The organism is Streptomyces sp. NBC_00249 (assembly GCF_026342355.1).
In the GTDB taxonomy this organism is placed as follows: domain Bacteria; phylum Actinomycetota; class Actinomycetes; order Streptomycetales; family Streptomycetaceae; genus Streptomyces.
Window position 1 is genome coordinate 1003904 of sequence record NZ_JAPEMV010000001.1, and the last position, 23528, is coordinate 1027431.

The window sequence follows — 23528 nt, forward strand, 5'->3', positions numbered from 1 at the left end:
CTCTTCGGAAGGCGGCGCCGGAATGGCGTCCGGGTTCCACGATCACCCGGTACGGCACCGGGGCCGCAGTGCCGAGGGGGCCATTCGCGCGGGGCCGAGTGGGCCGCTGCGGTGCGGGGCCGATCGGCCCGGGGGCCCGGTACTGAGTGGGCGCTCGGACCTGGCCATGGCTCCGGTTCGCCCTGTTCAGAGCCCTCTGGCCTTGTTCACGAGTTCCGCTTGTTCACGGCTTTGGGAGTCACCCGGTTCAGGACGAAGTCGATATTCACGAGAACCGACCGGACTGGCAGCGGCCGGGCGAGGCAACGACCTGGGGTCCCTCTAGGGTGGCCTGACGGGGGCCGGTTGTTCGACACCGGCCCGGTCAGGAAGGCGTCAGCGTGTCGGAGTCAGAGCAGGAGCTGGCCGAGGTCCAGCGTGCGCACTGGCAGCGGACCTACGGCGAGCATCCCGGCATGTACGGCGCCGAGCCCTCCGAGCCGGCGATCCGTGCCGCGGCCGTCTTCCGGGCGACCGGTGCCCGCGAGGTGCTGGAGCTGGGTGCGGGCCATGGCCGTGACGCGCTGTACTTCGCCCGCGAAGGCTTCTCCGTCATGGCCACCGACTTCAGCCCGGTCGGTCTGGATCAGCTGCGCGAGGCCGCCGCGGCCCAAGGCATGGCCGGGCGGATCACCACGGCGGTTCACGACGTCCGCGAGCCCCTGCCGCTCGCGGACGCCTCGGTGGATGCCGTGTTCGCGCACATGTTGCTCTGCATGGCGCTGTCCACCAAGGAGATCCACGCCCTGGTAGCCGAGGTGCGAAGGGTGTTGCGGCCCGGCGGATCCTTCGTCTACACCGTCCGCCACATCGGGGACGCCCACTACCAGGCCGGTACCGGGCACGGAGACGACGTCTGGGAACACGGCGGCTTCGCCGTCCACTTCTTCCCGCGCGACCTGGTCGACGACCTCGCCAAGAACTGGACCCTGGATGAGGTTGCCGCGTTCGAGGAAGGCAGCCTCCCCCGAAGGCTGTGGCGCGTCACCCAGACCGTCCCCCGGTAACGCTGGCCGCGTGCAACGACGCCGACGGGCATGCCCGCCCGATTTGAGAAGCGGGCCAGGGATCCCAAAGACTGGCGTTGTAGTGCCAGCACTCGCCCCAGGCATGCGGAGGGTCAGTCTCGCCAGACCTGCCTAGACGGGCGCATACACCACCCTGTGGCCACGGCCGGCGTATGCGCTCCGGGCTCAGGAGGTCACACTGCAGCCTGATGCCCTGACCCACAGCCGTACGCCAGGCGTACCCGGGGCGGGATCACTCGACGGGGATGTCCGCCCGGACGATGGTGATCGGGCACGGCGCATGGAGCGCCGCCTGCTGGCTCACCGAACCGAGGAGGGCTCGGCTGAAGCCGCCGCGACCGTGGCTGCCCACGACCAGCAGGTCCGCGCCCTCTGCCGCATCCACCAGGACGTCGACCGGATTGCCGCGCACCAGGCGCTGGTGCACGGAGGCGGCGCCGTCCTCACCGAGAACCGTGCGGACCTCCTCGACCAGACGCCGCTCGGCCTCTTCCTCGTCGAACGTTGCGTCGACCGCCGGGGCCGACCAAGACGCGGCACCGGGCAGGTCCCACGCCGCGACCGCTTCTACTCGCCCGCCCACCAGCCCTGCGTACCGGACCGCCCAGCGCAGCGCGGCCTGGGACGAAGGCGATCCGTCGACACCCGCCACGATCCGCGGAGCCTCCTGCTGCCTGTCCATCCCGTTCACCCTTCCAACGGCTGATACCTCCACAGTGTGCGCATCGGGAACGCACCGCCACGCGAGCTTGCGCTGGTTGCCCTGTCAGCCCTTCGGCAACCGGAACCACCGCTCCTGGCCTGCGGCAATACATTCCTTCCGGTCTCCGGGCAGCACCAAGGGCACCGGGCCCAGGAGCGACGAGGGGACGCTGATGCCGAGCCGGCCGGGCCGGAACCGTATACGGATGTCCCGGTGCCCCAGGTAGGAGATCGAGAACGAGGAACCGGGCACTTCGGAGAGGGGGACGGGGTCGATGTGCAGGCCGTCGGCGTGGGGTTCGAGTCCGACGATGCCGCGCTCGACGAGGTCGAGGGTGCCGCCCATGGCTCCGAGGTGGATCCCTTCGCCTGTGGTGCCGCCCTGGACGTCGGTGATGTCACTGAGCAGGGCTTCCTGGCAGTAGCGCCATGCGTCCGGGCCCTGTTCCCGGGCGAGGATCCAGCCGTGGACGAGGCTGCTGAGCGTGGAGCCGTGGCAGGTGCGGCGCAGGTAGTAGTCCACCGTCCTGCGCCAGAGGCCGTCGTCGAGGCGGTGTCCGAGCCGAAGGAAGAGCTGTTCGAGCTCTGTGGGGCGGAAGAGGTAGCCGAGCATGAGGGTGTCGGCCTGCTTGGACGCCTGGTAGCGGTTGGGTGTGTCGCCTTCGGCCTCCAGGATGCGGTCCAGGCGCCGGATGTCGTGGTAGCGGGCACGGTAGCCGTCCCAGTCGAGCTCGGCGAGGTCCCCGTAGCCGTGGAACTGGCTGATCACGTCGCGATGGAACGGCACGTACAGGCGGTGGGAGACGTCCTCCCAGGCGGTGAGGTCGTCGGGGCCGATGCCGAAATGCGTGAGGAGCTCCGCGCGCCGGGCCGGCGGAAGTTCCCCGTACAGGTCGAGGGCGCGGGCCAGTACCCACGCGGCGGTGACATTGGTGTAGGCGTTGTCGTCGATCCCGGGAGCGACAGCGTCCGGGTAGGCATCGTGGTACTCGTCCGGTCCGACGACGCCGCGGATCCGGTAGCGGCCGAGGCCGGTGTCCCACGTTGCCGCGTCCGCCCAGAAGCGGGCTATGTGCAGGAGGAGTTCGGCGCCCGGGCCGTGCATGAATCCGGCGTCGCCGGTGGCCTGCCCGTACTGCCACACGTTCCAGGCGATGGCCGAGCCCACGTGGTGCTGGAGGTGCGAGTGGTCCGGCAGCCAGCGGCCCGAGCGCGGATTGAGGTGCAGCCGCTGCGTCTCCTCGGCGCCGGAACTGCCGCTCTGCCAGGGAAACATCGCCCCTTTCGCTCCAGCCCGGCGGGCGGTCTCCCGAGCCACAGGGAGCCGGCGGTGCCGGTACATCAACAGGGCGCGAGCGGTCTCGGGGAGGTGGAGGGCGAGGTAGGGCAGGACGAACAACTCGTCCCAGAAGACGTGGCCCCGGTACGCCTCGCCGTGAAGGCCGCGGGCGGGAACGCCGGCGTCGAGCTCCGCGGTGTGCGGCGAGAGGGTCTGCAGGACGTGGAAGGCGTGCAGCCGCAGAACCTTGCCGGTCTCTCCGGGCACCTTCAACTCTCCTTCGCTCCAGAGGCGTTGCCAGGATGCGCGGTGGGACGCCAGCAGGGTGGGGAAGTCCGGGGCGTGTGTGGCGCAGTCGATGCTCCGCCGCAGCGGATCGGCTGAGGGACGGTCGAGCGAGGTGCACAGGGCGGCGGTCTTTACGACGACGACCGGGGCGGCCCGCTTGATCGGCAAGACGAATGCCTGCGTGGCGGTGGTGGCTGTGCATGCCCGGCCCACCGGTGCCACAGGACGTGCTGATGTCCGGACTGCGAGCCCGATCCGTACCCGGGAGGTGGTTGTGGTGCAGGAGAGCCAGGCGGTGCCCTCCGCCTTCACTCCGGCCCGGTGCTCGACGAGATGCCTCCCGGCCAAGGCGCGGTAGCGCTCGACTCCCGTGTTGACGACGTCTCCGTCGAGCACGGACTCAATCTCGATCCCGCCGCTCCAGCCGTACGCTCTGAACACCGAGTTCTGGGCGGCCAGGTTCGGGTCGCCCATGTGGACGAGGCGGGTGTGGGTGACGCCCAGGCGGCGGCCTTCGGCGTCGTGGAAGAGCATGCGGCGGGTGAGCGTTCCGGCGTGCAGGTCCAGCGACACGTGGCTGTGGCGCAGGGTCGGGTGGTCGGGTGTGAGCCAGTCGCCGGGCGGTGCGCCCTCGGGCAGGCAGCGGTATCTCAGGGCGGTCCAGTCCGGCAGCCGGACCATGTCCTCGTTGGAGACCGTTCGTCCGCCGATGATGGAGTCGAGCCGGTTGTAGCAGCCGGCGAGGTAGGTGCCCGGGTAGTGGACGTCGTCGGCGACACTTTCGGGGGCTGAACCGCGGGTGGCGAAACGGCCGTTGCCCAGGGTGCACAGGGACTCGACCAGCCGCTCGGTTTTGGGGTCGTAGCGGGGGTACTCCCAGCGCCAGACGGTGGTCACGCGCGTTCGCCTTCGAGTGCGGCGGGCAGCCCGCCGAGGTCCGGGAGGACGAGGTGAGCACCATGTGCACGCACGGCGTCCCTCATGTGCGGGTCGTCTTCGCGGTTGAGTCCCACCACGAGGCGGAAACGGCCTCGGTGTCCGGCTTCGACGCCGGCGAGTGCATCCTCCACCACGGCGGTGTGTGCGGGAGTCACGCCGAGGCGGCCGGCAGCTTCGAGGAAGAGGGCAGGGTCGGGTTTGCCTGGCAGGGCGAGTGCGGCCGCGTCCTGGCCGTCCACCAAGGCGTCGAAGTAATTGAGGAGATCTGCGGATTCCAGGAGCGAGCGGGCGTGCCGGGAGGCCGAGACGGCTGCGCACCGGATCGCCTTCTCCCGCAGTTCCCGGAGCACGGGCCGCACGTCGTCGAAGACACGGACGCCTTCGGTCCGCAGCATCGTGGAGAAGGCTTCCTCCTTGCGGGCGGCGACCGCGTGGACGGTGGCGCACCCGGGCGGATCCTCCGAGCTTCCGGGCGGAAGGTCGATGTGCCGGGCAGTCAGGAATGCGCGTACGCCATCGAGGCGGGAGCGGCCGTCGACCAGGTCCCGGTACTCGCGGACTGCGTCGAACGGGCGCGGTCGTGCACCGGCGTGCGATGGCTGCCACTCGGGGAGGCAGCCGTCGAAGGTCTCCTTCCAGGCAGCCGCGTGGCGGTCCGCCGTGGCGAGGAGCACTCCGTCGGTGTCGAAGACGACCGCGCGTAGGTCGTTCATGAGTCGTGCACCACGCGACGGCCGGTGATGCGGGCGGGGGTGAGCTTCATCCAGTGGGTGCGCGGGCCGCCGGCCCAGGGCTGGGAGCGGGCCGTGGTGTTGAGGTGTTGAATTTCGTGCTGGTCCGTGACGGCTGCCAGTTCGCCCACGGCCAGCACGCTCCAACCAGTGGCGGTCACGTCGTCGATGTTGTCGATCTCGAAGGCGACCTCGGTTCCGGCGGCCCTGGCCGTGACGGCTTCCGCGGAGGTGCGGAAAGCGATGTCGGGTCCTGCGATCAGGTAGTTGACGGGGAGGACGGCGGGGCCGTCGGGGGTGAAGATGGCGATGCGGCCCACGCCGTACGTGTTCAGCAGGCGCTGGCATTCGGGCTCGTCCAGCGGTACGAGGGTACTGTCGCGCCGGGCAGTGGATCGGCCGGCGACTCGATGGGCGCTGGCGCCGGTCAGGTCGTCGACGGTGAGGCCGAGGGCATCAGCGACGCGAGCGAGGGTGCCAATAGCGGGAGCGGCGGCGTGCTCCTCCAGGTACGCGATGTAGTTACCATCCGCTCCGCACCGCTGGCCCAGTTCCTCGCGGCTAAGACCGAGGGCTTCACGGCGGGCCGCCAGGCGACGACCCAGGTCGGTTCGTCCGGTCCTCTCTCCGGACGACTGCTCCGGGGATCGCGGGATGCTCTTCACGGCGATCACTGCTCCTGGGGCGGTACGGCGACGGTGTCGTGCTGCGGTCCGCCGAGTACGACCTTGAGGGCGCCGGTCTCGCCGGCGCGGGAGAAGACGTCGTACGCCTCTTCCATCTGGTCCAGCTCGAACCGGTGCGTGACCATCGCAGCACCGGGCAGGCGGCCGGCGGCCATCATGCGCAGCAGCATGGGAGTCGAGTGGGTGTCGACGAGGCCGGTGGTGATGGTGACATCCTTGATCCACAGGTCTTCGAGGTGGAGGACGGCGGGCTTGCCGTGCACGCCGATGTTGGCTACCCGGCCGCCCGGGCGGACCATGCGGGTGCACATCTCGAAGGCTTCGGGTACGCCGACGGCCTCGATGACGACATCCGCGCCGAGCCCGTCCGTGAGGTCCCCCACCAGCTGCTCCGGCTCCTCCTGCGCGCTGACGGTCGCATCGGCCCCGAGGTCCCGCGCAGCTGCCAGACGGGAAGCAGCGAGGTCGACGGCGACGATCCGGGACGGGCTGTATAGCTGTGCCGTGGCGATGGCGGCCAGGCCGATGGGTCCGGCGCCGACCACGACGACCGTGTCGCCCGGGCGCACGTTGCCATTGAGGACACCCACCTCGTACGAGGTCGGGAAGATGTCCGCGAGCAGTACCGCTTCGTGGCTCGCCAGGGCGCTGGGAAGGGGATGGACGGAGAGGTCGGCGAAGGGAACGCGGACGTACTCGGCCTGGGTGCCGTCGATGGTGTGGCCCAGGACCCAGCCGCCTCCTCCGCGGCACTGGCCGTAGTGCCCTTCACGGCAGAACCGGCAGCGACCGCACGCGGAGATGCAGGAGATCAGGACGCGGTCACCGGGGCGGACGCTGCGGACATCGCCGCCGGTCTCGACGACGGTCCCCACGGCCTCGTGGCCCAGGATCCGTCCGGGTGTCACCTCGGGGACGTCACCCTTGATGATGTGCAGGTCGGTGCCGCAGATGGTGACGGCGTCGACCCGGACGATGGCGTCGGCGGCGTCCTTGATGGAGGGGTCCGGGACGTCCTGCCAGGAGGTCTGTCCGGGCCCGTGGAAGACGAGTGCCTTCATGGCGCGGCCTTCTCTCTGTGTGCTGTGCGGGAGGGGGTCACCGTCAGGCTGTGCCCGTTTCCCTCCGTCCCGCTTGGGCCGGTCGGCCCCTACCCGGGACCGGTCGGTCCCCAGCGGGCAGGGCGTTCCGGTGCCACGGTGGAGACCGGCATCCGTTCCGAAAGGAGGGCTGCTGCCATGTCCCAGCCAGCCCCGTCCCCGTCTCCTGCTACCGCCCGCCCGGCCCTGCTGAGGTTCCTGGGCGGGGTGCGGACGGTCACCGGCAGCAAGTTCCTGGTCGAGAGCGACCACGCCCGGATACTCGTCGACTGCGGACTCTTCCAGGGTGTCGCGGACCTACGGCGCCGCAACTGGGACAAGCTGCCCTGCGACGCCTCCGACATCCACGCCGTCGTCGTCACCCACGCCCACCTGGACCACTGCGGCTACCTGCCTCGACTGGTCCGGCACGGATTCCGCGGACCGATCCTGACCAGCGCCACCACGGCCCGGCTCGCCGAGATCGTGCTCCGTGACAGCGCCCGCCTCCAGATGGAAGCCGCCGAGCACGCCAACCAGCACGGCTGGTCCAAGCACCGGCCCGCCAAGCCGCTGTACGACGATGCCGACGTCGACCACACGATCAAGTACTTCGACCCGGTACCGGTGGGCAGCGAGATCGAGATCATGGCCGGCACGAAACTGATGCTCCACCACGGCGGTCACATCCTCGGCTCCGCCTGGGCCCACCTGACCCTGGAAGACGGCCACACCCTCGCCGTCAGCGGCGACCTCGGCCGCCCCGGCCACCCACTCCTCCTGCCGCCCGAGCCGTTCTCCGGCGCCGACGTCCTCCTGATGGAGTCGACATACGGCAACCGCCGCCACGACCACGAGAGCGCCCGCCGGGAATTCGCCTCGGTGATCACGCGGACGCTGTCCCGTGGCGGGACCGTGGTCATCCCGGCCTTCGCGATCGACCGCACCGAGGTCGTCCTGCACGAGCTGGCCACCCTGCGCAGCGACGGCACCCTGCCCCGCCACGTACCCGTCTACGTCGACAGCCCCATGGCCCTGGCCGCACTGGACGTCTACCGCGACGCCGTGCGGGCGCACTCGCCCGAGCTGCGCCCCGAGATCCTCGCCCAGGGCGAGGCGGCGATCAGCCCGGAGCCCTTCCTGGCCGCCCGGACCGTCCAGGAATCGATCGACATCAACAGCACCACCGGACCAGCGATCATCGTCTCGTCCGCCGGCATGGCCACCGGCGGCCGCGTGCTGCACCACCTCCACCGGATCCTGCCCGACCCCCGCAACGCCGTAGTGATCGTCGGCTTCGCCGCCGCCGGCACCCGCTCGCGCGACCTCGTGGACGGCGCCCGCACGCTCAAGATGTTCGGCGAATACGTCCCCGTCCGCGCCGAGGTCGCCGACGTCCCGCACTTCTCCGCGCACGCCGACGCCGGCCAGATCATCGACTGGCTGCGCGACGCCCCCGCCCCGCACACCACCTACCTTGTCCACGGCGAAGAGACCGCCGCCGAAACCCTGCGGGACCGCATCGACGACGAGCTGGGATGGACGGCCGTCGTACCCAAATCCGGGGAGGCCGTCCTGGTCCGCTGACCCGGGCCGGACGGCCCCGGCGGTGTGCACCGCGCGGCCCTCCCGGACACGGTGGGCCACCGAGCAGGGTGGATGCGAAGGGTTGGAGGCACTCCATGAGCACCATGCACACCATCCTCGAAGCGATGGCACCGGAAGCCCGCGAAGCCCTGCTCGCCCACTCCCACCAGGTGACATTCCCGGCCGGCACCCGCATCTTCAAGGAGCACCAGCGGGCCGAGGAGTTCTGGATCATTCAGCGCGGCACCGTAGACCTCGACACCCACGTCCCCGGCCACAAGAACGTGGTCGTCGACACCCTCGGCTACGGCGAGCTCCTCGGCTGGTCCTGGATGTTCCCGCCCTACAGCTGGCACCTCGGCGCCACCGCCTCCCATGACGTGCGCGCCCTGGAGTTCGACGCCGCAGCCGTACGGGAGCTGTGCAACGAGGACTCGTCCGTCGGCCGGTCCGTCTCCACCGCAGTGGCCGCCGTCATCGCCGACCGGCTCGACTCCGCCCGGACCCGCCTCCTCGACCTGTTCGCCCCTCACGGCAGCGGCACCCCGCTCGCCTACGCACGCTGAGGACCCCGCCATGACCTCCACCCCGTACACCGTCGCCGATGTCATGACCACCAAGGTCATCGCCGTCACCCCCTCAACCGGCTTCAAGGACATCGCCACCGCGATGGAGCGGTGGAAGGTGACCGCCCTACCTGTCATCGAGGGCGAGGGCCGCGTCGTCGGCGTGGTCTCCGAGGCCGATCTCCTACCCAAGGAGGAGTTCCACGAGCACCGCCCGGGCCTGATCGAACAGATGCGCCGCCTCGGCGACACCGCCAAGGCCGGCTCCACCCGCGCCGAGAACATGATGACCACCCCGGCCGTCACGATCCGCCCCGACGCCACCCTGCCTCAGGCCGCCCGCCTCATGGCCGACCGGCACATCAAGCGCCTCCCGGTCGTCGACGCCGACGGCACCCTCAAGGGCATCGTCAGCCGCGCCGACCTCCTCAAGGTCTTCCTCCGCACCGACGAGGAACTCGCCACCGAGATCCGCCGCACCGTCGTCGAACGCCTCTTCCCCCTCTCCCACGAGGCCGTCAAGGTCACCGTCACGGAAGGCATCGCCACCCTGACCGGCCAAGTCAGAGACAGCCACCTGATTGGGATGGCCGAACGCCTCACCCACTCCGTCGAGGGCATCGTGCAGGTCCACTGCCAGCTGGAGACGCCCACCTCGCCATGACCTTGGCCTCGCCGGGCTTGAGTGAAGGAACACAACGCCTAGCTACTGGCGCGGCCGATGGGGGCCGGCGCAAAGTCGGACGTCGAGATCCCGGTGGTGTCGACCTGGTGGGCCGCCCCAATGACACCGATGCCGCTGGCGGCAGCTGACCTGATTCGCGGTGAGACGACGGGGGTGCACGCGGCCGGCGCCCGTGCTCCCCTTCACCTCACAGACCAGAAACCGGGGAAGGTCAGATCACCGGTGGTCGGCCGAGTCGGGTCATGCGCCACACGGTCCGCCACCGAATCGGACGCCGTGGCGGGCACGGCACCCGCACCCCCTCGAAGAATCCAGCCCACCACGACTTCAGCCCGGCCAGCGGCGGCCGCTGGGCCAGCGTGTACGCGGCCCAGGTGGCGAGGTAGACCGGGACGAGGACGGCGGGCAGGTGCCGCTTGGCGAGCCAGACCCGGTTGCGGCCGGTGTGGTGGTAGTAGACCGCGTGCCGGGAGGCCGGGGTACGGGGGTGAGTCAGGACCAGGTCGGCCCGGTAGTCGATCTCCCACCCGGCATCCAGGGCCCGCCAGGCGAAGTCGGTCTCCTCATGGGCGTAGAAGAACTTGTCGGGGAAGTCGCCGACCTGGTCGATGACGTCCATTCGGATGGCGTGGGCGCCGCCCAGGAACGTCGTGACCGGCCCAGAGATGAGCGGGTCGGCGCCCCCGAGGCGGGGGACGTGCCTGCGCTGGGAGACGCCGTTCTCGTCGGCGATGCGGAAGCCCACGATCCCCAGCTTCGGATTCGCCGTGAACGCTTCCCGGACCAGGTGGAGGGTGTCGGTTCGAGAGAGGAGGCCGTCGTCGTCGAGGACGAGGACGATGTCGGCGCCGCCGTGTTCGTGCAGCCACCGCACCCCGGCGTTCCGGCCGCCGGGGATTCCCAGGTTCTCCGGCAATTCGACGGCCGCCACCGGGTCCGGCAGAGCGGGGAGCTTCGCTCCCTGCCCGAGCACGACGACCGTGGCGGGCTCGCCTTCCTGGGCTGCCACCGACTCGAGGAGAGCACGGAGTTCAGCCTCCCGGTCTCCCATGGTGATGATCACGACGCCGACCGTAGGCGAACCGGTCCGGGCGCGGTTCATGCCTGGGCTCGCAGCAGGTCGACGGCGCGTTCGTGCAAGGCCCCAGCTCCGGGGATTTGGCGCTTGCGGTAGCTGGCAGCCGTGGACTGGATCGCCCTGATCTCCTTCACGGTCCGGTCCGAGACCAGGCCATCCATGAAGTCCAGCGACCGACCCCACACGGCCACGGCCTCCTCGTGCCGCTGCTGCGCGGCGACCGACCGCCCGATGTTGACCATGGTCAGGCCGTGAACCCGCTGATAGGTCCCCGGCGTCCGTCCCTTGAGCGCCGCCCGGTAGTGCTTCTCGGCAGCCCGGTGGTCGCGCATCTCGGTCAGGGTCTTGCCGGTGTGCGAAGCAACGGTGGCCGCGACCGGACCCGACGCGGCAGCGTAGCCAGGCACCGGGTCACCTGCGGTGAGCATCGCGTCCTCGGCCGACAGCAGGGCCGCCGCCGCCTTCCCGCTCTGCCCACCAGCCCCGTACGCCCTGGCGCAGGTGACCAGCAGCAGGGCCTCGGTCTGCCGGTCGACCTTGCCCGTCGCACGCCGCAGCGCCTCCTCCGCGAGACCGATGCACGCCTGCGGGTGACCGAGGTCGAGGGCCTGGTGAGTCAGAGCCCGCATCATCCACGCGGCGTGCCCGTACGGGTCTGACTCGCAGGCCAACTGGAAGCCGAGGAGGTAGTAGCGCTGGGCGGCGCCCTCGCGGCCCAAGTCGTGGTGCTTCCAGCCCACCAGGCAGGCCAGAGTCGCCGCCGCCCCGAACGCGCTGCGCCGTACCGGCTCCGAGGGGAAGCGGCCCTCCAGCATGGGGACCACGGTATCGGTGAGGTAGGCGGTCACCATCGTCAGGCCGTGGCCGCCGCCCAAGCGTTCATCCATGCTCCGGAACGTCTCGGTGAGCTCCCGCACGGTGGCGACTTCCTCGGTGCCAACGGCGCCGCCGCGTTCGGCTGCCCGCAGGGTCGCGGCGACGGCCTGGTGGTCGTAGCCGAGCGGCAGGGCGACGGCTGCCGTCGCGAACGCGGCGTTGAGGAAGTTCCTGCGACGGAGCATCACGAGTCTCCCGAGGTCGGTGGCGTTGGCCAGTGGATCGGCCCCCAGGGCCTCGCCGGTGCCTGCGCAGCCTAGACCGATCTCTGTGGGCGTGACCTTCCGCTTCATCCTTCTGGTGAGGGCTTCGGCGATGTACGAGCGGGTCTGACCGCTTGGTGTACCGCCCATGACCCAGGAGTGAACGGCCGAGCGGGAGGTATGCAGCGTCACCCCGGACTCGGCGGCCACCGCACGGATGTCCCTGGCCAGGACCTCGTAGGTACATCCGGCCTCGGCGATGACGTCCGCCAGGGCGGTGTTCGGACTACGGCTCTCCGCCAACTCGCACTCCCCGCAGCGATCTTGAACAGATTGAACAAGGTGCCCCGCCGCCCACGGTACCCCCACCCGATCACCGTGAGTTCAATAGCCGTAACGCCAAACGCGATCGGCCCGGGACCTGTCCGGAAACCCGGCCCCACGCCGACGCTTCGCCCTGCACGGACCACCGCGAACAGGAGCCAGGGAGATGTCTCGTACGACAACACCGCTCCACCCCAGGACCGGCGTCACCTCCGCCGGCCCGCATGCTCCCGGTCACCTCCTACGCGGTGGCGAGGAACGACACGGCCCGCTCGTCCAGCTCGGCCGCGCAGCGAAGCCCCCGGGTCCGGAAGGGTGCGAGGTCGGCCCGCATGGTCTTGACGGCCTTGCGGGTCCGCACGGAGCGGACGCCTTCCATGTGGTCCATGGCCTGCCCGAACGTGGCGCACGCCTGCTCGATCCGGCCGCGCTTGAGGTGGAGCTCCGCCCCCGCGACCAGGTCCAGGGCCACGATCCGGGCGTAGGTTCCGGCGGGCCTCGTGGCGGCGGCGTGCAGGTACTCGGCAGCGGCGGCCCGGTGGTCCCCGAGGGTTTCGAAGACCTTCGCCGTCCGGGAGAACACCGACGGCGCCACAGGCCCCCACGCCAGGCCCCAGAACGGCACCTCGTCGCCCCGCTGGCTGCCTTGTTCCAGCAGGGCGCGGGCCCGGCCGACTTCGGCGAGGGCAGCGGCCGACAGTCCCGTCTTGGCCAGGGTGTGGGCGTGGACGACGCGGAAGAGGGCTTCGGTCTGGGAGTCCACGCGGCCCTTGGCCCGGGTGAGGCCGGTCTCGGCAAGGCCCTGGCAGTGCTCGGGACGGTGCAGCTTGAGCCCCTGCATGGCCATGGTCCGCATCACGAACCCGTCATGGCCGGGCAGCCCGGACTCTACAGCGAGCCCGTAGGACTGGAGGTAGTAGCGCTGGGCGAGGCCCTGCTGTCCGGCGTCGTAGGACTTCCAGCCCAGCAAATGGACGCCCCGGCTCGCGGCGGACAGCATCTGGGCGCGGATCTCGTCCGTGCGGAACCGGCCCCGGCACAGCGGCGCGACGTCGTCGCGGAGGTAGGTCACCAGGGCGGAGCGGCCGTGCTGGCCGCCATGGCGTTCGTCCATGTCGGAGAACATGCCGATCATGTCGCGCACGGCGTTGACCTCGGCCATCCCGATGACCTGACCGGAGCGGGCGGCTGCGGTCCTCTCCGCGATATCGCGCACGTACGCCAGGGGCAGAGCGGCGGCGGCCACCGAGTAGGCGGAGGCCGACAGGAAGCGTCTGCGGTCCAACTCGGCCCTCCACATCGGAATCAGGGAGTCGATCGGATCGCCCCCCAGCGTGAGACCGATGCTGTCATGGCCGTCCGGGTCGGCGTCGGCGAGGCCCAACTCCACGCGGGTCAGGAGGCGGCCCAGGCGGCGGGAGAGCGCGACGGCCAGATAGCGGGCCGTGTCGGGCTGTGGTCGGGCGCCCTGCACCCAGTGGTCCACGGCCGACTTGTTCGTCCGCAGGGCCGTCCCGCACTCGGCCGCGACGGACCGGACCGCTTTCGCGACGGCCTCGTACGTTAAGCCGGTCTCCGCGATCACATCGCGGAGACGGTCGTTCGGTGTGCGTGTGGCCATGAAGCACCTGCCCGTATACCCGATATACCGCTTGCCCTCGCCGACACGGTACCCCTGCCCGATCACGGTGAGTTGAATAGTCGTCATGCCCGAGGAACCGGCCGCCCGGCGGCCTTCTCGGTGCTGCTCTCATCCGGATCAGCCGTGAACAGGAGCTATGGAGATGTCCCGCACGAGCGCACCGATCCTCCCCGCCCGGCCCAGGGCCGGCATCGCACCGCCGGCCCAGGTTCCGCCGGTCACCTCTTCCGTGGACGTCGCCTGCGACATCGACACCGCGCTCGCGCTCGCCGACCACGCCCCCTACGGCACGGCCGCCGCGCAGATCCGGGAGCGGCTGCGGCAGCACATCACCAACCTCGCTGGCCCCGCACAGGAGTTCGCCGACTGGATGCCGGATGGCCGGGGCCGCGACATAGCTCTCGCCACGGTCCACCACGCCCGCAACATGGCCGCCACGCGGGGCGGGGACCCGGTCGCCTCGCTGAGGCTGCTGGCCAAGCTCGCCCAGCACCTGGCCCGGTACGCGGCCGACAACCACTCGCCCGCCAGACGGCGGGCCGCCTGACCGGCCCCGGCCGTGGCCTGGCCTTGGCGGCCACGGCCGGGGCCCTCCACCCGCGGCAGGTGCTCCACAGCACCTTCGCCGGCGCACCTGTTCCGCACCACCTTCGCCCGTCATCGAGGAGCCCACTGTGAACACCACCGTCAGCCCGGACAACGTCTTCGCCTACGCGGACGAGCGGATCGCCCAGGCCGCCGCCGCCTTGTGGCCGGACAGCCCGGTGGTGGTCGGCCCGCACATCCCGTCGGTGACCGGGTACGTCCGCCGGGTGGAGGCCGCCGGGCGGCCGCTGTTCGCGAAGGTGTCCCTACTGGGGGTGTCGCTGGCGTCGGTGCTGCGCGGCACGCACGGGGACTGGGCGGAGGTGAGGGCCAAACAGGCTGCGTACTTATCGTCGCCCGGCGCGCTGCTGGAGCGGGAGGCCGCCCAGTACGGGGCACTGGCCGGAGCCGGACTCGGGACGGCGACGGTGGCCGGACTGGCCGGCGGGGTCCTGTTCACCGAGCCCGTGGACGGTGTGACGCTCGGCGAGATCCTGGCGAAGGACCCGCACCGCACGTTCGACGTTTTGGCGGGCGTGGCCGAGGAGCTGGGCGCGCTCCAGAAGCCTGCGGTGGCCGCACTGGTGGAGGGCGCCGCGATCCGGGAGCGGTCCGTCCAAGGTACGTTCGCCCGGAAGTTCAACGGGATCTCCGGGGACACATACGTGTCCCTGACCGGGCCGTCTGCACCGGACCTGGGGGCCGTCGTGGCACGGCTGCGGAAGATGCGGCTGTCCGGCAGCTACGGCAGCGGGATCGTCTACGGCGACTTGAAGCCGGAGCACGTCGTCTTCCCGGACGGGCCGGAGAGGCGGCCGACGTTCATCGACCCGGGCCTGGCCATGGGCCACCCGGCATCCGACGTCGCCAAGCTCGTCTCCCGCACGGTCCTCGGGCTCATCGTCCAGCCCCCGGCCGGGCCCGGCGCCACCGCAGTCCTCCAGGGCATCGGCCAGTTCACCGACCTGGCCACCTACCGGCTGACCCCGGCGGAGCGGGCGGCGTGGCTGCGGCAGCTGGTCGTCCTGTGGCTCATGGACACCGTCAACATCTTCACCACCTACCTGACCGCCCCTACCGGCCTGCCCCTGCCGGAGTCGGCCCGCACGCTGATCGCCCAGGCACCCGCCGTGTGCACGCTCCTCGACCGGGTCTCCGCGCTCCTTGCGGCCGTGTCGATGGACGGCCGCACCGTATGGCGCCTGGCCCTGGACCACGCGGCAACGGCGGCCGGACGATGAGCGCGCGCACCGGCCCCGTCGGGGTCATCGGAGCCGGAGCCGTCGGCCAGACCGTCGCCGCCCTCCTGGTGGCCGGCGGATGGTGCGAGGAAGTCCTGATCGCCTCCGGCAGCGACCGCTCGGCCGCCGCTCTGGTCACCGACCTCCAGGACATGGCCCAGATCGTCGGCTCGCCCGTCCGGGCCCAGACCGCCCACCCCGCCGACATGCGCGACTGCGCCGCCGTGGTCGTCGCCCCCCGGGCGAAGTTCACCAACACCGCGACCGCCGACGTCCGGATGGCCGGTCTGGAGGCCAACGCCCCGCTGATCGCCGCCCTGGCCCGCTCCCTGACCGGGTACGAGGGGACGGCCGTGGTCGTCACCAACCCCGTCGACCCGCTGACGTGGCTGTTCGCCCGCGCCTCCGGCGCGGCCCGCGTGTACGGGGTCGGCTCCGCGACTGACACCGCCCGCTACCGCCTCGCGCTGGCCGCCGAACTCGCCGTCCCCGTCGAGAGCGTGAGCGGGCATGTGATCGGTGAGCACGGCGACGCCGCCGTTCTGTGCACCTCCACCACCCGCGTCGACGGCCACCACGTTCGTGTCCCTGTCCGGGCCGTACGGGCCGAGCTTGGCGCCCGCCCGCGCCGCATCAACGCCGGGATCGGCCGGGGCCGATGCGGTCCGGCCGGCGCTGTGCTCCACGCCCTCACCCACGCCCTCGGCCTTGAGGACGGGCCGGTCGAGCTGTCCGTCGACCACCAGGGCGCCCAGCTCGGCCTGCCCGTCCACTTCACCGCCGGACGCCCGGCCGTCCGCCTGCCCCGCCTGGACCCGGCCGAACGGCGTCTACTCGCCGCCGCCGACCACAAGATCCACCTCGCGTGCAAGACGATCTCCCACCACCTCGAAGGAGCCCGATGACCCTCGCGACCCGCATCAACGCCGCCCAAGCCCACGTCACCGTGACCAGCAGTACGGCGGTGATCACCGACTGGTCCATGCGCTACTTCGGCCCGTGGTGGAACGCCGTGGACGCTGTCGCCCCGCACGCCGGTCCGGTCGTGGCCGCCGACGTCGAGGCCGTCGAGGTCGCCGCCCTCGCCCAGCAGATCGGCGAGGGCCCGCACCAGGAGTGCCTGTACGCCAACGAGCCCATGCTGTACGCCCGGGGCAAGGACGGTGTCGTGGCCGCCGTCCAACCGGGCGAGCGCCTGGCCTACCGGTACGAGCCCGGCCTCCTGCGGATCGTCGGCTGCGACGAGGTGCCCGTCGCGCTCGCCGCCGCCCGCCTGGCCCGCGAGGTCCTGCGCTCCAGGCTCCTCGCGGACGGCTGGCGCATCCTGCACGCCTCCGCCGCCGTCCGCGACGGGCGTACCGTGCTGGCCCTCGGCGAGAAGGGCGCGGGGAAGTCCACCGTCGGGTTCCTCCTGGCCCGCGCCGGATGGCAGCTGCTGGCCAACGACCGCGTGTTCGTCCGCCCCAACGAAGACGGCGGGGTCGCCGTGCTGCCGTGGCCGTCGGCCGCCGCGATCGGTCTCGGCTTCCTCGACGCCATCGGTCTCTACGACGACGTACGCGCCCGCGTCCTGTCCGGGGAACAGCTTCACCCCACCCAGCACGAGTCCGTCACCCGCGCCCTTCTGGACGGCCGTCGCCTGCCCATTCGCTCCTCTTCCGGCAAGGAGCTCAAGCCGCAGTTCTTCCCGGACCAGCTGGTGACCTGGCTCGGGCTGGCCCTGGCCACCGAGGGCAGCGCCGCCAAGATCGTCTTCCCGCGTATCGACCCCGACGCCGCCCCGGCCGTCCTCGGCGACGGCCGGGCCTTGGGCGAGGACGACTTCTTCACGGGGGCCACCGAGGACCGCTACCCCGACGTCTTCGGCCTCGCCCCCACCGGCGAAGCCAGCCGGGTCACCCGCGAACTCCTGGCCACCCGCCTCGCCGACCTGCCCCGCCACAACGTGGTCCTCGGCCACGACGTCAAGGCGAACGCCGAATTCCTCGCCGAACTCGCCGGCACCTGAACCCGCGGCAGGTACTCAACAGCACCACGCCGGCGCGCGTGCTCCCGGTCATCTCCGCCGGGCGCGTCCCCACCAACACCACACCCAGGTACGGCCGGTGGTGTGAGCTGAACCCCCGCCACGGGCTCCCGGGGCGGGACCCGCCACGGAGACCGACAAGAAGGAAGAGAGACGTTGACCGACACGACGGATGACAACGCGACCGCGCTGCGCCTGGCGATGACCAGCAACATGGTCAAGGCCGGAATGATCACGAGCGAGCGGGTCGAAGCCGCGTTCCTGACGGTCGCCCGTCACCGGTTCGCGCCCGAAGCGACGCCCGAGAAGGCTTACGAGGTGGAGTCGGCGGTCCCCACCAAGAGGGACCAGCACGGCATCGCCGTCAGCTCGGTATCGGCGCCGCGCATTCAAGCCATGATGCTGGAGCAGGCCGACCTGAAGCCCGGCCAGGACGTGGCCGAAGTCGGATCGGGCGGCTGCAACGCCGCGCTCATGGCCGAACTCGTCGGCGACGACGGGGTGGTCACCACCGTCGACATCGACTCCGACGTCACCGCGCGGGCCCGCAAGCTCCTGAACGAGAACGGCTACGCCCGGGTCAAGGTCCACACCGTCGATGCTGAGGGCGGTATCCCGGATACCGGAGCCCTCGACCGGCTGATCGTCACCGCCGGGGCCTGGGACATCCCGCCCGCCTGGACCGACCAGTTGAGCGACGGCGGGCGCCTCGTCGTCCCGCTGCGGATGCGGGGCCTGAGCCGGTCGGTGGCCTTCGACCGCGACGGCGACCGGCTCGTCTCCCGGTCCGCCCAGATGTGCGGCTTCGTCACGATGCAGGGCGCCGGAGAACACCAGGAACGCCTGCTCCTGCTGCGGGGCAAGGAGATCGCCCTGCGCTTCGACGAGGGCTGGCCCGAGGACCCGGATGCCCTGAACGGGGTGTTCGACACCGAGCGGGCCGAACTCTGGTCCGGGGTCACCGTGGCCATGAGCGAGCCGTTCACCGGCCTGCAGATGTGGCTGGCGACCGCCCTGGACGGCTTCTGCCTCATGTCCGTGGACGGGGACTTGGACACCGGTCTCATCGCCCCGCAGAACAAGTCGGCCTGCCTGTCCCTCCTCGACGGGGCCTCCCTCGCCTACATGACCATCCGACGCGACGGCGACCGGGCCGAGTTCGGGGCGCACGGCTACGGCCCCGACGCCAAGGCCGTGGCCCAGGCCCTCGTGGAGGAGATCCGCGTCTGGGACCGCGACCACCGCCGCAGCGAGCCGGTGATCTACGCCTACCCCGCCACGACCCCCGAGACCGAGCTGCCCGCCGGCCGGGTCATCACCAAGCGGCACCGCCGCATCGTCATCTCCTGGCCCCGCGAGGACCAGGCCAACCAGAGCACCACCGCGAACAAGGAGAAGTGATCATGACCAAGCAGATCGCCACGGCAACGACCGGCCTGAGCGGCGAATTCAACCTGGACGTGCGCGTGGTCGAGGCCGGGGCGCCCGTCGCGAGCCTCCTGCGCAGCACCGACGACGGCTGCGGCTCGACCTGCTCCAACGGCTCCACTGCGTGCGCGTCGTCCGTCAACGACCCCTCCTGACCGGACCGCCGCGAAGGTGAGGCGGAGCAGGGTGGCCGGCCGCCGTGCTCCCCGTCACCTGCACCATCCCCGCCGCCGGGCACACGTGTGTGCCCGGCGGCACCACGACCACACCACGACAACTGCCAGGGGGCGAAGAGTTATGGGGCGCGGAGCACGGCTGTACCGGCACACGCAGGCCCTGATGGTGCGGGCCACCACGCACCCCGGCACAGGAGTTCCCGCGTCCGACGTGGACCTGTCCGGGCCCGGCGGGCCCGAACGCGGAAGGGCCTGGCTGGAAGCCGTCTGGAGCCACCCTCAGGCCCGGCAGGCGCTGGAGGCCGCAAGCCCCGTTCTGGCCGCGCAGACCACGGCCCTGCTCACCGCTCCCGTGCCGTATACGAAGGAGGTCCGGCGGCTGGTGCATTCCACCGCGGCCTACCTGCTGCGCTGGCAGGGACGGGCCACCCCGTTCGGGCACTTCGCCGGGATCGCGCCCGCCCGCACCGGGCCCACCCCGCAGGCCCTGTGGGGCAGCGGGCACCGGGCCGTGCTGCGGCCGGACGCCGCCTGGCTGGGCGCCGTGACCGACCAGCTCGCCTCACACGCTGGCATACGCGAACATCTGCTCGTCGTGGCGAACCCAGCCGCGTGTGCCCGGGGAGGCCGGATCGTGGGGCCCGGCCGTACGCCCGCCGACAGCCTCGCCCCGTTGGAGGTGTCCGTGGCGGCCACCGGGCCCGTCCGTACCGCCCTGGCCGCCGCCACCGCCCCTGCCTCGTTCCCGGACGTCGCCCGGGCCGTCGCCGCCGACTACCCGCACGCCGACAACGAGAGCATCCACGGCCTCCTCGTCCAGCTCTTGGAGCATGGCGTGCTGCTGTCCGTCCTGGATGCCACGGCCACGGCCGCCGACCCGCTCGCCCAGCTCCGTACCCTCACCGACCCCACCGTCACGCCCGGTCCGCTCCTATCCCCCACCGCGGAGGTGACCGGCAGCACCTCGCCGGCCTGGCCGGACACGGTCCTCGACGCCCAGGTCACCATTCCCGCCGGCGTGCTGTCCGAGGCCGAGTCGGCGGCGTCGGTGCTGGCCCGGCTCTCGCCGTACCCGTTCGGGAATCCGGTCTGGCGTGACTTCCACCAGCGATTCCGTCAGACGTACGGGGCCGGTGCTGCCGTGCCCGTCATGGAGTTGGTGGGTGACGGGGGGCTCGGCTTCCCGCCCGGGTTCCTGGGGGCCGACCGCCAGGCCCCGGCCCGGATGCTGTCCGCCCGCGACGAAGCGTTCCTCGCACTCGCCCAGCAGGCAGCCCTCGACGGGGCCCGCGAGGTGGCCCTCACCGAGCCCCTCCTCGCCTCGCTGGCCGTGGTCGACGCCGACGAGCTGGCGCTGCTCCCCTCGGTGGAGCTCGCCTTCCAGCTCTCCGCCGACGATGCGGACGCCGTGCGGCGGGGCCGGTTCGAGCTGTGGCTGACGGCAGCGGCCCGGCCCTCGTCGTCCATGGCCGGACGGTTCGCCGACCTCCTGCCCGAGCAGGATGCCGCCGCGCTGGCCACCGCCTTGGCGGGCCCGGCCGGGCCGCTGCCCGCCCAGCTCGTCTTCCCGGCCCGCAGACGGCGCAGCTCCAACGTCGTCCGGACCCCGCGCCTGCTGGAGCACACGGTCTCCCTCGGCTGGCCCGAACAGGGGCCCGGCAACATCCCGCTCGATGATCTCGCCGTCACCTGCGACGCCCGCCACCTGTACCTGATCCGCTGCTCCACCGGACAAGTCCTTGAGCCCCGCGTGCTGCACGCGCTGGAGCCGCGCGTGCAGACCTCGCCCCTGGCTCGGTTCCTCGCCGAAGTCGCAGGCGCCCGCCGTACCGTCTGGCGGCTGCCCGACTGGGGCGCCGCCTCCCGCCTCCCGTTCCTGCCCCGGCTCCGCCACGGCCGGACCGTCCTGGCCCCGGCCCGCTGGCTACTGGCCGCAAGCGTCTTACCCGGCCCGGCCGCCGCGCGCTCCGAGTGGGAGGAGGCATTCGCCCGGTGGCGGAACCGGCAGCGCGTCCCGGCGCAGGTGGTCCTGGCCGAGACCGAGATGCGGCTGCCCCTCGATCTGGACGTGCCGCTCCACCGCGAACTCCTCCGGGCCCGCCTGGATCGGGCCGGGGAGGTGGAAGTGCGTGAAGCACCTTCGCCGGCCGCAGGCTCCACGTCACCTGACGCGGGCGGGTTCATGGGCCGCGCCCACGAGTTCCTGACCGTCCTGCACGCCACTACCCCCACCCCCGCCCCGGTCGGACCCGCCGTCCCAGCGGCCGTACCACAGACGCCCGGTGTCTCCCCCATGGTGTGCGCGCACCTGCACGGGCACCCCGCCCGGCAGGACGAGATCCTGACCGAGCATCTGCCCCGCCTGCTCGACGGATGGAAACCGGCCCCAGGCTGGTGGTTCACCCGCCACCACGACGCCTCCCACCCCAACCGCGACCGCCCCCTGGTCCTCAACCTCCGCCTGGACGGCGCCGCCACTTATGGGCAGGCCGCCGAACGGCTCGGTACCTGGGCCGACGAGCTGCGAAGCCTCCATCTCGCCTCCCGGCTGGACCTGATCGCCTACCGGCCGCAGGACGGCCGTTACGGGCACGGGGCGGCGCGTGAGGCCGCCGAGCGGGTCTTCGCCGCCGACAGCGCCGCCGCGCTCGCCCAGATCGCGTACTCGCTCCGTACCGGCATTCCGGCCCAAGCGGTCACCGCCGCTTCGCTCGCCGACCTCGCCACGTGCTTCGCCCCCTGCCCGGCCGACGGCTGGGCGTGGCTCGCCACAACCCTGCCGCGCGAGAGCGGACCCGTCGAAGCCGCCCTGACCCGGCACACACTCGCTCTCACTGCCCCCGGCTCTGTCTGGCGCCACGCCCCCGACGCCTCCGCCGTGGCCGGGGCGTGGGCCGCCCGCACCAACGCCCTCGCCGCCTACCGGGACACCCTCGCCGATCAGCGGGACCCGATGACCGTGCTCCGCTCCCTCCTCCACCTCCACCACGTTCGCGCCCTCGGAGGCGGCCCGGACGCCGAGCGGGTCACCCATCGCCTCGCCCGCACGGCAGCCCTCCCGCACACCCACCGCCGCAAGGCCCGCCCGTGAACGCCGCCACCGTCCTCGAGACCCGCTTCGGCCCGCGTCTGGCCGCCCCCGACCCGGTCGGGGACACCGCGCTCGGGCAGTCCCTCGTGACCGGTGCGGCCGGGGTCGTTCTATGGCACATCGAACGCGCCCTGACCGGGGCCGGTACTTGGGAGCCGGTCGGAGCATGGCTGACGGCCGCGACCCACGCGGATGTGACCGCAGCCGACACTGCCTGCCTCAGCTACGGCGCCCCCGGCCTGGCGTTCGTCCTGCACGCGGCCGGAGCCGACGGCAACGACCGCCACCGCACCGCCCGGGACCGGCTCGATGCGGCCACCGCCGCCCTCGCGCACCGCCGCGCCGAAGCCGCCCACGCCCGCATCCGGCGCGGCGAGCTGCCCGCGTTCGCCGAATACGACCTGCTGCACGGCCTGACCGGCATCGGCGTTCACCTACTGCTCCACACCCCCGGCAGCGACGCCCTCGCCGCCGTGCTCACCTACCTCGTCGCCCTCACCCGGCCCCTGACCGTCCACGGGCAGACGCTGCCGGGCTGGTGGTGCGCCCACGACCCGCACCGCTTCTACACCCCGGGCGGGCACGGCAACTTCGGCATGGCCCACGGCATCACCGGCCCGCTCGCCCTCCTCGCCCAGGCCCAGCGGAGGGGCGTCGCCGTGGACGGGCAGGGCGAGGCCATCGCCACCATCACCGCCTGGTTCGGCCAGTGGCGCCAGGACGGCGAGAGCGGCCCGTGGTGGCCGGAGACGATCACCCGCGAAGAAGCGGCGGCCGGACGCCCCAACGCGACTGGGCCATGGCGGCCGTCGTGGTGCTACGGCACCCCCGGCATCGCCCGCGCTCTCCAGCTCGCCGCCATCGCCACCGCCGATACCCGCCGGCAGGAAGCCGCCGAACACACGCTGGCCGCCTGCCTCGCCGACCCCCGCCAGCTTGCCAAGGTCACCGACGCCGGCCTCTGCCACGGTGCGGCCGGACTGTTCCAGACCGTATGGCGGGCAGCCCGCGACGCCCGCACGCCGGGCCTCGGTGCCGCCGCCCGCCGCCTGGCGGACACGTTCACCGGCCAGCACGCGCCCGAGGACACCGGGTTCCTCGAAGGCGCCGCCGGACAGGCGCTCGCCCAGGCCACGGCCCTCTACGACCGGCCGCCCGCCTCCGGCTGGGACGCCTGCCTCCTCATCACCTGACCCCCGCACCGGCCCAGGTGCTCCAGAGCACACGCGCCGGCCGCGTGCTTCCCGTC

At 71.9% G+C, this 23528-nt stretch carries 20 protein-coding genes; 12 read left to right on the top strand and 8 right to left on the bottom strand.

Going from position 1 to position 23528, the window contains the following annotated elements:
• Positions 1-380 precede the first annotated feature (380 nt).
• Positions 381-1046 (top strand): class I SAM-dependent methyltransferase, encoded by a 666-nt coding sequence (locus tag OOK31_RS04425; protein WP_267010995.1) that lies wholly within the window; start codon positions 381-383, stop codon positions 1044-1046.
• Positions 1047-1299: 253 nt separating this feature from the next.
• Here OOK31_RS04425 and OOK31_RS04430 read toward each other — a convergent pair whose 3' ends face one another.
• The 5 genes from OOK31_RS04430 to OOK31_RS04450 form a co-directional block, all read right to left on the bottom strand.
• Complete coding sequence (locus tag OOK31_RS04430) at positions 1300-1749, bottom strand: universal stress protein (RefSeq protein ID WP_267010996.1); 450 nt, start codon at positions 1747-1749, stop codon at positions 1300-1302.
• An 84-nt stretch (positions 1750-1833) separates the two neighbouring features.
• Entirely contained in the window at positions 1834-4233 is a 2400-nt protein-coding gene (locus tag OOK31_RS04435; protein ID WP_267010997.1) for a glycoside hydrolase family 65 protein, read from the bottom strand.
• Positions 4230-4988, bottom strand: a complete 759-nt coding sequence (locus OOK31_RS04440) for an HAD family phosphatase (RefSeq protein WP_267010998.1) — start codon at positions 4986-4988, stop codon at positions 4230-4232. The genes OOK31_RS04435 and OOK31_RS04440 overlap by 4 nt, the downstream gene beginning before the upstream one ends.
• On the bottom strand, positions 4985-5671 hold the full coding sequence (locus OOK31_RS04445) for a pyridoxamine 5'-phosphate oxidase family protein (protein ID WP_267010999.1): 687 nt from the start codon (positions 5669-5671) through the stop codon (positions 4985-4987). Before OOK31_RS04445 ends, OOK31_RS04440 begins: the two co-directional genes overlap by 4 nt.
• 5 nt (positions 5672-5676) lie before the next feature.
• The gene (locus OOK31_RS04450; RefSeq protein ID WP_267011000.1) at positions 5677-6753 is read right to left on the bottom strand and encodes a zinc-dependent alcohol dehydrogenase family protein; all 1077 of its coding nucleotides are present in this window, start codon (positions 6751-6753) and stop codon (positions 5677-5679) included.
• A 177-nt stretch (positions 6754-6930) separates the two neighbouring features.
• On the opposite strand from OOK31_RS04450, the gene OOK31_RS04455 reads away from it, so the two are divergent.
• The 3 genes from OOK31_RS04455 to OOK31_RS04465 all read left to right on the top strand — a co-directional run bounded on the left by OOK31_RS04455 (position 6931) and on the right by OOK31_RS04465 (position 9588).
• The gene (locus tag OOK31_RS04455; RefSeq protein ID WP_267011001.1) at positions 6931-8358 is read left to right on the top strand and encodes an MBL fold metallo-hydrolase RNA specificity domain-containing protein; all 1428 of its coding nucleotides are present in this window, start codon (positions 6931-6933) and stop codon (positions 8356-8358) included.
• A gap of 95 nt (positions 8359-8453) precedes the next feature.
• On the top strand, positions 8454-8924 hold the full coding sequence (locus tag OOK31_RS04460) for a cyclic nucleotide-binding domain-containing protein (protein ID WP_267011002.1): 471 nt from the start codon (positions 8454-8456) through the stop codon (positions 8922-8924).
• A 10-nt stretch (positions 8925-8934) separates the two neighbouring features.
• Complete coding sequence (locus OOK31_RS04465) at positions 8935-9588, top strand: CBS domain-containing protein (protein ID WP_267011003.1); 654 nt, start codon at positions 8935-8937, stop codon at positions 9586-9588.
• A gap of 232 nt (positions 9589-9820) precedes the next feature.
• Here OOK31_RS04465 and OOK31_RS04470 read toward each other — a convergent pair whose 3' ends face one another.
• From OOK31_RS04470 to OOK31_RS04480, 3 genes are all read right to left on the bottom strand, one after another.
• Positions 9821-10711, bottom strand: a complete 891-nt coding sequence (locus OOK31_RS04470; protein WP_267011004.1) for a glycosyltransferase family 2 protein — start codon at positions 10709-10711, stop codon at positions 9821-9823.
• Positions 10708-12069: a tetratricopeptide repeat protein gene (locus OOK31_RS04475; protein ID WP_267011005.1), complete on the bottom strand. Its 1362-nt coding sequence runs from the start codon at positions 12067-12069 to the stop codon at positions 10708-10710. Before OOK31_RS04475 ends, OOK31_RS04470 begins: the two co-directional genes overlap by 4 nt.
• Before the next feature lie 262 nt (positions 12070-12331).
• The gene (locus tag OOK31_RS04480; protein ID WP_267011006.1) at positions 12332-13711 is read right to left on the bottom strand and encodes a hypothetical protein; all 1380 of its coding nucleotides are present in this window, start codon (positions 13709-13711) and stop codon (positions 12332-12334) included.
• 163 nt (positions 13712-13874) lie between these two features.
• On the opposite strand from OOK31_RS04480, the gene OOK31_RS04485 reads away from it, so the two are divergent.
• From OOK31_RS04485 to OOK31_RS04520, 8 genes are all read left to right on the top strand, one after another.
• Positions 13875-14279, top strand: a complete 405-nt coding sequence (locus tag OOK31_RS04485) for a hypothetical protein (protein ID WP_267011007.1) — start codon at positions 13875-13877, stop codon at positions 14277-14279.
• Between the two features lie 127 nt (positions 14280-14406).
• Positions 14407-15558, top strand: a complete 1152-nt coding sequence (locus OOK31_RS04490; RefSeq protein ID WP_267011008.1) for a phosphotransferase — start codon at positions 14407-14409, stop codon at positions 15556-15558.
• On the top strand, positions 15555-16463 hold the full coding sequence (locus OOK31_RS04495; protein WP_267011009.1) for an NAD(P)-binding domain-containing protein: 909 nt from the start codon (positions 15555-15557) through the stop codon (positions 16461-16463). The genes OOK31_RS04490 and OOK31_RS04495 overlap by 4 nt, the downstream gene beginning before the upstream one ends.
• Complete coding sequence (locus OOK31_RS04500) at positions 16460-17566, top strand: hypothetical protein (protein WP_267011010.1); 1107 nt, start codon at positions 16460-16462, stop codon at positions 17564-17566. The genes OOK31_RS04495 and OOK31_RS04500 overlap by 4 nt, the downstream gene beginning before the upstream one ends.
• Positions 17567-17740: 174 nt before the next feature.
• Positions 17741-18985 carry a methyltransferase, FxLD system gene (fxlM, locus tag OOK31_RS04505; protein WP_267011011.1) on the top strand — a complete coding sequence of 415 codons (1245 nt, stop codon included), beginning with the start codon at positions 17741-17743 and terminating at the stop codon, positions 18983-18985.
• Between the two features lie 2 nt (positions 18986-18987).
• Positions 18988-19167 carry an FxLD family lanthipeptide gene (locus OOK31_RS04510; RefSeq protein ID WP_252310324.1) on the top strand — a complete coding sequence of 60 codons (180 nt, stop codon included), beginning with the start codon at positions 18988-18990 and terminating at the stop codon, positions 19165-19167.
• A 142-nt stretch (positions 19168-19309) separates the two neighbouring features.
• On the top strand, positions 19310-22279 hold the full coding sequence (locus OOK31_RS04515; protein ID WP_267011012.1) for a lantibiotic dehydratase: 2970 nt from the start codon (positions 19310-19312) through the stop codon (positions 22277-22279).
• Positions 22276-23472 carry a lanthionine synthetase C family protein gene (locus tag OOK31_RS04520; RefSeq protein WP_267011013.1) on the top strand — a complete coding sequence of 399 codons (1197 nt, stop codon included), beginning with the start codon at positions 22276-22278 and terminating at the stop codon, positions 23470-23472. Before OOK31_RS04515 ends, OOK31_RS04520 begins: the two co-directional genes overlap by 4 nt.
• The last annotated feature ends 56 nt before the right edge of the window (positions 23473-23528 follow it).